Source organism: Shewanella vesiculosa (assembly GCF_009994065.1).
In the GTDB taxonomy this organism is placed as follows: domain Bacteria; phylum Pseudomonadota; class Gammaproteobacteria; order Enterobacterales; family Shewanellaceae; genus Shewanella; species Shewanella vesiculosa.
In genome coordinates, this window is sequence record NZ_JAACSD010000006.1 from 1 (window position 1) to 11114 (window position 11114).

Annotated in this window: 10 protein-coding genes; 5 read left to right on the forward strand and 5 right to left on the reverse strand. The window is 36.6% G+C overall.

All coding sequences use genetic code 11. The features are described from left to right. Nucleotides 1–245: 245 nt before the first annotated feature. Both GW828_RS06070 and GW828_RS06075 read right to left on the reverse strand, forming a co-directional pair. Nucleotides 246–1622 (reverse strand): hypothetical protein, encoded by a 1377-nt coding sequence (locus tag GW828_RS06070; protein ID WP_123884222.1) that lies wholly within the window; start codon nt 1620–1622, stop codon nt 246–248. Between the two features lie 97 nt (nt 1623–1719). Further along, a complete protein-coding gene (locus tag GW828_RS06075; protein WP_123884221.1) occupies nt 1720–2595 on the reverse strand; it encodes a hypothetical protein in 876 nt (291 codons plus the stop codon). Nucleotides 2596–2878: 283 nt separating this feature from the next. On the opposite strand from GW828_RS06075, the gene GW828_RS06080 reads away from it, so the two are divergent. The 4 genes from GW828_RS06080 to GW828_RS06095 all read left to right on the forward strand — a co-directional run bounded on the left by GW828_RS06080 (nt 2879) and on the right by GW828_RS06095 (nt 6772). Further along, nucleotides 2879–3730 carry a hypothetical protein gene (locus GW828_RS06080; protein WP_123884220.1) on the forward strand — a complete coding sequence of 284 codons (852 nt, stop codon included), beginning with the start codon at nt 2879–2881 and terminating at the stop codon, nt 3728–3730. A 536-nt stretch (nt 3731–4266) separates the two neighbouring features. Then, entirely contained in the window at nt 4267–4674 is a 408-nt protein-coding gene (locus GW828_RS06085) for a LexA family protein (protein WP_123884219.1), read from the forward strand. Continuing rightward, the gene (locus tag GW828_RS06090) at nt 4675–5931 is read left to right on the forward strand and encodes a Y-family DNA polymerase (RefSeq protein WP_123884218.1); all 1257 of its coding nucleotides are present in this window, start codon (nt 4675–4677) and stop codon (nt 5929–5931) included. It begins immediately after the preceding gene. Nucleotides 5932–6031: 100 nt separating this feature from the next. Beyond that, nucleotides 6032–6772 carry an endonuclease gene (locus GW828_RS06095; protein ID WP_123884217.1) on the forward strand — a complete coding sequence of 247 codons (741 nt, stop codon included), beginning with the start codon at nt 6032–6034 and terminating at the stop codon, nt 6770–6772. A gap of 91 nt (nt 6773–6863) precedes the next feature. On the opposite strand, the gene GW828_RS06100 is transcribed toward GW828_RS06095, so the two are convergent. From GW828_RS06100 to GW828_RS06110, 3 genes are all read right to left on the reverse strand, one after another. Next, nucleotides 6864–7679: a heavy metal-binding domain-containing protein gene (locus GW828_RS06100; protein WP_165871071.1), complete on the reverse strand. Its 816-nt coding sequence runs from the start codon at nt 7677–7679 to the stop codon at nt 6864–6866. 641 nt (nt 7680–8320) lie between these two features. Then, nucleotides 8321–9166 carry an HNH endonuclease signature motif containing protein gene (locus GW828_RS06105; protein WP_123884215.1) on the reverse strand — a complete coding sequence of 282 codons (846 nt, stop codon included), beginning with the start codon at nt 9164–9166 and terminating at the stop codon, nt 8321–8323. Continuing rightward, on the reverse strand, nt 9159–10619 hold the full coding sequence (locus GW828_RS06110; protein ID WP_123884214.1) for an AAA family ATPase: 1461 nt from the start codon (nt 10617–10619) through the stop codon (nt 9159–9161). Before GW828_RS06110 ends, GW828_RS06105 begins: the two co-directional genes overlap by 8 nt. Nucleotides 10620–10753: 134 nt before the next feature. Here GW828_RS06110 and GW828_RS06115 point away from each other — a divergent pair, with 134 nt between their 5' ends. Then, on the forward strand, nt 10754–11059 hold the full coding sequence (locus tag GW828_RS06115) for a transposase (protein WP_165871070.1): 306 nt from the start codon (nt 10754–10756) through the stop codon (nt 11057–11059). Nucleotides 11060–11114: the final 55 nt, after the last annotated feature.

Below are 11114 nucleotides of genomic sequence, written 5' to 3' on the forward strand. Positions count from 1 at the left end.
TAGTCAATCTGGCATAGCTTGTCGTTGAGGCAGTCTTCTTGCCATTGCATTAATCGCGCAATACTGCGCATCTGTGAGCTGATAGAGCGCTGACTATTAGAAGACAGGCGGCTCAAATACAGCGCGAACGGGGTCGCTGTAGTCATTGAAAACTCCAGTAAGTGTATTAGTTGAATTGTATTTAGAGGGTTGAGCTAGAAGGGAAAAGTGATACTAGAAACACGTTAATAATATCACTTTGGAGCCTATATTTCAGTAGCTGTTTTTGACACGGTTACAGGCTTCTTGTCAGGATTGATAATGTAATTTTTAGCTTTTCTAAGAATACGTGCTTGCATCTTTTGGAAAGCCTTATTATTGATATACATTTGAAAAGGCTTAAGGAAGTCCTCTCGGCATGCAAACACCGCTTCATCGTGCTGTTTCATCGTAACCATATACCCGTCCTTCAAGACTTGCGCTTGCTGAGTCTCATGAACAGTTGCTAACAACTCTGGGCGATATACACGTAGCGACTTAACCAGACTCTGATTAGATTTCTTATCTAAATCTTTCATCATTAATTTGCCACCATCTTGCTGTATCCGTTTGCTATGTTCAGTACGACCAACCGGAATAGGGTTACAATCTCCGTTCAGAAGAAGTGGAAGAGATGATTTTTTATTCTCCATCCTAGCTTCAAGAATTTTCTCAGTCTTTGAATAAAGGGTGGTGTAAGAGCGCTCAATGTTTCCGATTGTAACTGTCTGTACGAGAGTACAGTTCTTCACATCATGCTTGCTGTGATTGGAGTATTTGTCCTTAATATTAGACTTGTCTACAATTAATACCACTATCGGGCAAAACAGCAGGTCAATTGCGAGATCATTCTGAGTAACATTAGCTTTTTTCATCTTCTGCTTGTATTGTTTGATATTACCAGACTGTTTGAGTGCTAAAAAAAAGCATTTAAATTCTGCATGGCTATGTCGGGCTGGGTTTACTTCAATACGAAGTAGGTTTGCAGGAAATTCTCGTGATTTAGCATTATCACCTAAGAAAAAGTAGATTTTTGCATCTTTACGCTCTTTAGAGCAGAAAGTCAGTACTTTCTCGTGATATTGGTTTTCTTTACGTTTAGGAGGCTTAGCAATTAAATAAAAGCCTGCTTTCGCTGCAATAACTGTGGCATCAACTATTAGCGCATTCATCTCTTGACGTGTGATATTTACCGTCAAATGCAACTTATCCAAAATAGGATAATTCGCCCATTTTTCAGGGTTCGCTAATTGCGAGCTAATGATCGCACTGTATGCATGTAGTTGTGATAATTCAAGGCTAACATTGCCGGGAATGGCGGAATCAAAAAGGATGTGCAACGCATTTAATTCTATGGCGTTAAAAGCTGTGTTTTTGACCATTTTCAAGTATACCTTTTCAGGTACAAAACGGTTGTGTGCTAAGCGATATGGAATGATGTTTTCTGGCATGCCATAGATATCAATTTTAATATCAGTCTCAATCTTTTTTAATTCAAAAGATAAGTTGGAGTCAGATGCTTTATTAATTACTTTCTCATTAAAACAATTAAAACAATTAAAACTAGTACTATTAATAGCTGATTTAGATGATTTTGTTTTCATGGTAATACCTTGCTGGACTATAAAAATTACGACTTTAAGTTAAGAATGGCTCATATTTTTGAATACCAATATGAGCCAGTTAATAGGATGAGTATTGTTAATTACATTTCTTTAATTGCTTTTCCAACATCTTTATTGCTTGCTTTAATGTTTTTTTCTTGCTTCCTGCCTCGGTTTTTAAAAAAGCAGTGAAAATTGCTTTTACATTGTTTTTTTCACGGACTTCATCAGTGAAAAAATCTATAAATTGGTTAAGTGAGATGCTAAAATTCTCCTTCGATACATTGTTAAAGAGGCTTTTTATTATTGGAGAGGAAATCAGCTTAGGTTCGGTTACTAGCACTTCCATACTGCTATCCTCGGATTGTGAACATTCAATGTCTGATATTTCTAAATCACAGCCTTCCGTTGGCTGACATTCCATCTCAACCATATCTTGCGATTCATTTGCACTGCTGTCGATGGGATGTTCATTTAATGAATTTTTCTCTCGGAAAGTGTCAATTGCCTCTTCAACAATTTTTTGAGTATATTTACCCTCGGTAGTCATTTCCTTGCCATGCTTGCTTTCAATCAATAATTTAACTTCATTAATTTCCTCATTATTCAGGTCTGTCATTGCAAGCATGGAGCTATCACTAAATAAATCTATGCCTGCTTGCCCACATATGGAATAGGCAATCTTCGCTGAGCGGGCTTGTTTCCATGCGGCATCGTATGTAATGGTCAGTTCATTTTCTACAAATGCTTTGAAAGATGAATAGCCAAGATTTTTATAGCCATTGTTGGTGTAGATTATGTAAAGTATTGATTTTGTTAGTTTAGAAGAGCTAGTTAAAGCCTTGCATAATTTTTTCATTTTCTTTGAGTTTAAAGTCAAACCTCCTTTGAATGCTTTTTTGTTACTGGTGATTGTTTTAACAAATTTAAAATCAGGTTCTGAACTAACGCTTGTACTGTGATAATTTTTCATATTTACCTTCTGTTTTGTCTTGAAACTATCTATAGGCTCTTTAAAGAAACCTAAGTATTTGAACAATCTTTCGAACTAGTCGTACTTTAACGTAGTCACAAGTTTTTCATAAGCACATGAAAAATAGCGTGTTTAACCTTGTTTGCTTTGTTTTTTTTGATTTTTTGGCTGGATAGGTACAATAGAAGCGTGTAAACTGAATTTTTAGCCGGATAAAGCATTAATTTTTTTAAATGTGTTTTATAACAGTGCCTTATGGTGCATTTGCTTGAGTGGTTAATAAATGGGCGGATACGAGAAGTTGAGTGTAAATGAAAACATCTTTGATGGGTTTGATGAAGATGAATTTGCTATTTACAGATGCTTGCTAACTAATGAGTTTATCTTAGGTTGTATAGATGAAAGAAGACCATTGTTAATATTTAAGTTGCAAAAGAGGCTTCATGACTATTTAACGAAAAATAGCAAAAAAATTGTTGAAAAAGAGATTTTGTTCATTGAGGATTATTCTTCTACATATAAACTTCTAAAAAAAACTCATAAAGACAGTCAATTTAAAAATAGTGATGAATACTTTGGGTTATGGGTTGATTTGTATGTTTTAATTGATCGTTTTCCTATCACGTTTAAACGATTCCTTAATTATGAAAGGGTTTGTGTTCACAATTCAAAAGTAAATGCCGTTAAACAAAACACTAATTTGGAAAGTGCTCTACTTAAAAGCAATGTTGAAGTAAACATAACTAAAGATGAAGTAATTGAAGTCGGTGAGCTAAGGTTTAAAATGAGAAATTATTACCTAATAGTTGAACCTTTAATGAAAACTTCAAAGATAGAATATTTTGACAGTAGGAGAGCGGATGTCTGTTTAAATACGATTTATGACTTAAAGGCTTACGAGTTAAAGATGAGAGGTGAGAGTGATTTAAGGCATCGGTTTAAGCATTTTATAATAGAATGTACGTTTATGATAAAAAATCTTAATCCAAAAAATCTTAATCCAAAAAATAAGTTTGATAAGGATAGCCACATTCTGTTCTGGGAATATTTTTCTTGTAACATAATTAAATACTCTATTTTTTATCGACGATACCTTGATGTCAAAAGAAAGCAAAATAATGAAAGCAAGAACTAACAGCTTTCAACATTTATCAATACTGTTACGAATAGTACTATAACCATTTTGACTTGACTATTTTACGTCAAGGATTTTAATTGTTTTGTGCATGTCCATAATTGCGATCTCGCAATTTATTACTGGATTTTTTAAGATCGCCTTCCATGCACTATAGCGGTTTATGCACGTGAATTGATATCGCCGAATCCCTATCTTGTAAATTGTTTAACTCTGAAGTTGTAACAAAGACTCAGGGCGAGCGCATGAGTGTTCAATAATTGACCTTAACAATAATGGTACACTCAATCGCACTCATCAATATCTGTCGCCAGCTTGACATCCGTATAGACCATGAGTGTTTTTCGAATAGCTTTTGAGTGATAAGCGTTCATTCGGTAGCCCTGAACAAAGACTGGTCTAAGAATCAAACCTTTTTAAGGTGGGAACTTCTCAAAAATATATTCAAAAGAGGCCGTTCATTGATACTGTGATTTGTTCTTGCACCTCTAGAATTAGCTGCTAGAATTACTGTAATTATATACAGTGGTATTGATATGCGTGTTATCCCTATACCTGCTCATGCAGGCATCACAGGTTTTGAGAGCCCAGCAGCTGAATACAGTCAGTTAGGCCTGAGCTTAGATGATCTTCTTATCGAACATCCTAGCGAGACATTCATAGGGCTCGCTCAAGGCGATTCAATGCAGGACGTCGGTATCTTTGATGGTGATGTGCTCATTGTTGATCGCTATGAAACAGCACGAAACGGAGATGTGATCGTCGCCAATTTTAACGGTGAGTTTGTTTGCAAAATCCTTGATTCTCAACGCCGTTTACTCCTTTCTTCAAATCAGCAATTCCAGCCAGTAACCATTCATGAACATGATGAATTTAGCATTGAGGGGGTAGTGACTCGCTCTATTCGTTGCCACCGTCAAAGCCCATTACTGTGTGAGCATTAGATGTTTGCCCTAGTCGACGCTAATAGCTTCTATTGCAGTGCAGAACAAGTCTTTCGCCCTGATTGGCGTGGTAAGCCTGTTATTGTGCTAAGTAACAACGATGGGATGATTGTTGCTGCTAATCGTCAAGCTAAAGAAGCTGGAATCGGGAAGTTTCTACCTTACTTTCAAGTTAAAGCCTTATGCGCCAAACGTGGTGTTATTGTCTGTTCCTCAAACTATGAACTTTATGCTGATTTATCTAGCAAAATGATGGACATCATTGGCCGCTTTGCCCCAGAGCAACATGTCTACTCTATTGATGAAAGCTTCCTCTCCTTTAAGAACTGCTATCCCGCTATCAAATGCCTCCTTACTCAAGGCCAGTTAATCCGCCGTGCAGTGTGGAAAGAAGCGCGATTAGCAGTCTGTGTGGGTATTGGTGAAACACTTACTCTAGCTAAAATCGCCAACCATGCAGCTAAGAAGATTGAGGGCTACCAAGGGGTTTGTTTCATTAGTAATGAGCTAGAGCGTATTGCTATTTTAAAGCAGCTTGCTGTAGGGGATGTGTGGGGGATCGGAAGCCGAATCAGTAAGAAACTTGAACTAATGAATATTCATACTGCGTTTCAACTCGCCTCTATGCCGCCGACACTGGCAAGAAAACAATTTAGTATTGAAATAGAACGAACCGTTCGTGAGCTTAATGGCCAAGCGTGTAAAGTATGGGATGAAGCGAGGGCAGATAAAAAGCAGATATTTTCAACGCGGAGTGTAGGGGAGCGGATCGCCGACTTTGACTCATTATTACAAGCTTTGAGCAAACATGTCGGTATTGCAGCCAGTAAAGCGCGTAAGCAAGGCTCAAGCTGTAAGACCATGCTACTTTTTGCAAGCAACTCACCCTTTGATGAACGTCCTGTTAGTTACAAAGCTATAGTGCATTTCCCTTGTCCTACTAACTGCACCGTCGAGCTAACCAAAGCTATGAGTGAAGCTGCGCCCAAGCTATTTCGTGATGGTGTGCACTATTACAAGATAGGAATTGGCCTAATCGATTTAGCTAGCGAACAGAACAGCCAATTTGATTTGTTTAATCCCCCGACAGCTAAGCCAGCATTAATGCTGGCACTAGATCACATCAATCAACGTTATGGCAGTGATACAGTGTTTCTCGCTGCACAAGGTATAGAGCATAAGTGGGCAATGAGAAGGGATTTACTGACACCGCAATACACAACTAAATGGCTTAGTGTGCCGCGCATTAAGTGCTAAGCAGATATTAATGTTTTCACTGTTCGTATCACTCATATGCTTGGTCTGACTAGATAAATCAGGCATTATCTAGTTACTGTTCCTTAGCTTAAAGCTTTCAATGAACCTACTTAAAATTAGTCTACCTCTCTTTCTACTGGCTCTTAGCTCAACAGCTATTGCAGCTGGAAATACATCTAATGATTCATTCAACAAAGCAAAGAAGATGCTTGAACGAGAGGTGTATCAAGATCACCGCGTAACAATCTACTGTGGTGCTAAATTTGATGCTAAAAAGAACATTGAATCACCTGAAGGTTTTGTTACTACTACTCATTTAAAAAGAGCTAAAAAAGTCGAATGGGAACACGTGGTTCCTGCCGAGAACTTTGGTCGTGCTTTTAGTGAATGGCGTGATGGTCATAACGAATGTGTTGATAGCAAAGGAAAGCCATTTAAGGGAAGAAAATGTGCTGAGAAGATGAATAAAGAGTATAGATACATGCAGGCCGATATGCACAATCTTTTCCCTGCTATTGGTGCCGTCAATGCGCTACGTAGTAACTACAACTTCACTATGCTGCCTGCTGCTAAGTCTGATTTCGGTAGTTGTGATATGCGTATAGATGATCGTAAGGCACAGCCTCCCATAGCAGCTCGTGGCACTATTGCTCGAACATACATGTATATGGAACAGACTTATCCTAAATACAAAATGAGTAAGCAACAAAGTCAATTAATGCAAGTTTGGGACAAACAAGATCCTGTTACTCGATGGGAGTGTAAACGTTCTAAACGTATTGAAAAGCTTCAAGGCAATGCAAATAAGATTGTAGATAGTCGCTGTGAATCTATTCAATAGCTAATCAACTGTATTAGTAGGCTGCTGTTTATCAATGTAAATTTTAAAGGTGAACTATTAACTAGTAGCTCTTAATGCAAACCACCGACAATCACAAATCAAAAATTGAAATATCCACAGCTTCGTCCATTACAACATCCGACTCTTCTCCCATTATCTCTGAAAGATAAGCTAAATCTGCAGCCCTACCGATGAGGTCATAGTCGCTTCGGCTCACGTTTGATATATTAGCTACGCTCAAAACAGGATCTGCATCGAAGACTTCGGTTGTTTCTTCAACAAATAACGCTGTTCCTGTGGCAATAACTAACATTGTATTGGCTGACGATATCTCTAGGTGTTCAAATTTCACACCAACAACAGCATTTCCGTTTGCACGAACAGCTTCTAGTTTAAGCTCTTTTATCGCTTCATCCCTAGCGTCAGCCAGCAATTTTTTTACGTTCGAACAATGGTGTGCTAATGGGCTAGGTTCCATTAGACAATTAGTAAGCGCTTCTTTATTCAACAAAGATTCGGATGAGACTATCCCTATGAGGGTACGAGTAACATACCCAGGTATAGAGTCCGTCGAGGTTATGAAAGTTGAATTAATTACATCGATAAGTTCATCATTTGGAATGTCTGATAGTCCATTTGAACACTGCAATCGTTTTACTGTTTCGTTCAATTTCTGCTTTTCTAGGGTTAAACGAGCAAGCTTATCTTTTGCTTTCTTGTTAGCCTCTAATTCTCGTTGCTTCTCTAGCCTGCTAGCTTTGGACTGAGCAAAGTACTCTGCTAACGTTAAACCTTCCTTGGTAGCAAGCTTTTGCGATCTTGCTTCAAACTTATGAAAATATACCTCACAGTTTGCACACTTTGTAGAATCCTCTTGCGTGTCATCAGAAATATGACCGCAATTCATGCACTCCTTTCCCATCAATCATCCATCCTTTTATATAGAAATCCCTTATTAGCTAAAAATAGCATTGAAGTTGTCCATTCACAATTCTACAGACGACTAGCCGTTAAATATGTTTGCGCAACCCTTTTGAATCCTATCGTTATAGTGACCAAATATGCCAAACTGATGGTCGAGCAGGGTTACACGAACAAGCAAATAAGATTGTAGATAGTCGCTGTGAATCTATTCAATATCGAATCAACTTTTGTTGAGTAGACTGTTGAATTTAATTTTATTGTTGTGCTTTTACTGACTTGAGATAAATAAATGTATTTTCGTTGTAAACTGATAAAAATATGACTAAATATGCAGTTAACGCTGCATATTCTACGTTTTATGTATTTCTCTCACGATTACATGCAGAACGAGCTAATAAAGCGCTAAAACACGCTAAAAGTGCACTTTAATCTATATTAAAGTGCACTTATAGAGCTTAATCGATAAGATTGCACATTATCGTGATGAACTGATGTAAACCTCAGCTTATGCTGCTGATGGTAAATAAAAAGTGTTTATAAGTCTCAGGCCTTCCCAACTCTATATTGGAATTAATCTAAAATCGTGACCAATTTAACTTGACCAGTACACTAAGCATGATTTGATCAACGATAGTAATTGTCACAGAACCAATCAGAATCATACAAGCCTGATATAAATACATAATCAATATTGATAGGCCAGTAAGTTTTAAGTTTCAATGGAGAAACGAATGCTTTTTGTCTCTCTCCCTCTAAAAACAATCTTAGGTTAGCCGAACCATTATTAACAAAAGTTTCACGAAGTCCATCTTCCAATTCATCAAATAGTACAGACATATGACGTTTAAACACTCCTTCAAGTTTATATGCTACTAAATGATTTTTTACCATTTGTTTTTCCGACGGGCTAAGTAAGTCGTCAAAAGTAAGCTCATACTTTAATGGCTTACGTTTTTCTACCACAACCTTTAACCAATTCTTCTTGAAAAGGGGAGCATTATAATAAGGGTGCGGTAAGTTTTCTATATTACTTCTTGGACTGACGTTGCTTTTAGCTCTATTGCAGTCACCACATGTCGGAACAAGATTCCATGGAAGCACAAAAAAGTTAGGATAGGTAGAAGAGGGTAAGAAATGATCTTTTGTTGCTCTGTCTGTAGCATAGCCTTTTTGACAACCGACACAATATAGGCTCTGATCAAATATTAATTTTGTGACCCCACTTTCTTTTACATACTTGTCATACAATATCTTTAGGCTCTTTATACTATCATCGTCGATAGTAGATATTTTTCCACTAACCTTATGAAAATCACCCTTAGTAGCGAGTTGTTTATAAATTTCGGTGTCATTAAGTAGAGCTGATTTAATCCTATTAATATTCTTTCTATGCTTTTTTGAAACTCCTTTTTTTGCCAAATAGAATTCAATTACAACATCAGGTTTTAAAGAGTGAATATTCTTAAACATCGTCACTCCCATAAAGTAGACTCCATGCTATTGTTGTTGCTTCTGAGCCTATTTGGTTGTAAGTAGAGATATTTTCTTTCGTTATTGTTTTATTATCAACTAGCTCGCTGATTGTGTTATGAAACCCTACATTCTGATAGCCAAATACAGTTCTCGTTAATTTTGACACATTCTGACCGTAAGTAACGATATCAGGACGGGTATATGTGACATCCTTATCTAATCGTCTAAGAACTAGAACGTTTTCTGTCAGTATTTCTTGAAGGATAATTGGAGAATGCGTGGCAAATATCAATAAACCATTATACGTATCACATATTATTTGAAGAGATTGAAGGAATGCGCCCAATAGAGGTGGATGTAAATGCGTTTCAGGTTCATCAAATAATGTAACAACACCTTGATGTAAACTATCCATTAATAATACGAGCGTATGTAAGACAATTCGGTGGCCGGAACTTAGTTCAGTATACATTTTTACAATTTTTGGTAGCTCTTCAATATGCTCAAAAAAGTAATCTACGTGTTCACCAAGATAATCAACATTTTCTAGTGGTTTTAGTACCACCTTTATATAATCTAATTGCTTACCATTAACTAAGTTCTTTAATGACTCACTAAATTCTTTACTTAATGTATCAGGGCTTTTAAATCCGCCCTTATTATCATGTAAGCCTAAGTATTCAAATCTATACCTGCTTTCAATATCTGGGATGTTGTTATCGAAAGCTGAAAAACTAATAAAAAGTACTCTCTCGATGTAATCAATTTCAATTCCATCATCAAGATCATCCGTATTGACTTTACTTAAGATATTACAATAGAAGTCACCATCTACTATTTTCTTTGTAATTTCTTTTAGGTAAGTAGTCTTACCTACGCCATTGTTACCTATTACTGCATGAATATTTGAGTTTTTAAATGGTAGATTATGATTTACTTTAAAACTAACAGGGTTTTCTTTATTAATAGTTAAGCAGTAATCGAGTATTTCTTTTTTACCTTCAAATACCATTTGGTAACTAATAATATCTAAATTAGTCACGTTTCTTTGCAAAGAATCACGAAGCGCATCCGAGGTTTTATTTTTAACCCAGACCTCCCTATTCAACGCGATATCATTGAGCATTGCCAAAAGCCTTTTACCGCCTTTATTTGGTAAATCCCTTAAAAATGAATAATATGATTTATCTTGACCTAGAGAAAAATATTTATCTGATATATCTTTAATATAGCCATTCGCAAAAGGGCGTTCGTAGTGTTTAAGGTCTGACGTAGCAATTTTTACAGAACCAATTTCAAAAAGTACTTTTTTTGTATTAATGTAAAACAACTTATACGTTGTTTGATAAGAATAATCGTCCCAAGTATAATTTTTGAGGAAAAATGACTCCTCAAGCCTATCCATTTTGGCTGGAGCAACATCGCCAACATATACATTTAAACCTTTCATCCAGAATCCTATCTTTTATCTGCCCTATCCACAAAAGAACTACAATGTGTAGGGTAGCAGTGTGGTAAGGCCTGAGACCTATAGACACTTTTTATATGGTAAAAAATTGTAACTTAAACCACAAGAGACCAATTATGATTAAAGGTACTCGTCATATAACTGAATTTAAGCAAGAAGCCGTCAATCAAGCTATTAAGCAAGGCTATTCTGTCAACGATGTCTCAGAGCGTTTAGGCTTCAGTTCTAAAACCTTATATGCTTGGAGTAAAACCTTCTCAAAACTCCCTAAGCAACGTGAAAATGAGCAAAATCTACAAACTAAATTTGCTCAGCTTAAAATGCGGGCTACATCGACAGAGAAACTTTCAACCACAATGGTTATAAAAATGGGTTTAATCATCAAGTTTTTTGAGCTGCTATATGGTTCAAGAAAGGGCTGAATATCAGCCCTAAAGCGTCTAACTAATTTTTACAGCCATTTTTATTACACGTAAT

Excerpts from the sequence above, each read along its gene's own strand:
- GW828_RS06070 (WP_123884222.1), bottom strand. The coding sequence starts at position 1,622 with ATGAAAACAAAATCATCTAAATCAGCTATTAATAGTACTAGTTTTAAT.
- GW828_RS06075 (WP_123884221.1), bottom strand. The coding sequence starts at position 2,595 with ATGAAAAATTATCACAGTACAAGCGTTAGTTCAGAACCTGATTTTAAA.
- GW828_RS06080 (WP_123884220.1), top strand. The coding sequence starts at position 2,879 with ATGGGCGGATACGAGAAGTTGAGTGTAAATGAAAACATCTTTGATGGG.
- GW828_RS06085 (WP_123884219.1), top strand. The coding sequence starts at position 4,267 with ATGCGTGTTATCCCTATACCTGCTCATGCAGGCATCACAGGTTTTGAG.
- GW828_RS06090 (WP_123884218.1), top strand. The coding sequence starts at position 4,675 with ATGTTTGCCCTAGTCGACGCTAATAGCTTCTATTGCAGTGCAGAACAA.
- GW828_RS06095 (WP_123884217.1), top strand. The coding sequence starts at position 6,032 with ATGAACCTACTTAAAATTAGTCTACCTCTCTTTCTACTGGCTCTTAGC.
- GW828_RS06100 (WP_165871071.1), bottom strand. The coding sequence starts at position 7,679 with ATGAATTGCGGTCATATTTCTGATGACACGCAAGAGGATTCTACAAAG.
- GW828_RS06105 (WP_123884215.1), bottom strand. The coding sequence starts at position 9,166 with ATGTTTAAGAATATTCACTCTTTAAAACCTGATGTTGTAATTGAATTC.
- GW828_RS06110 (WP_123884214.1), bottom strand. The coding sequence starts at position 10,619 with ATGAAAGGTTTAAATGTATATGTTGGCGATGTTGCTCCAGCCAAAATG.
- GW828_RS06115 (WP_165871070.1), top strand. The coding sequence starts at position 10,754 with ATGATTAAAGGTACTCGTCATATAACTGAATTTAAGCAAGAAGCCGTC.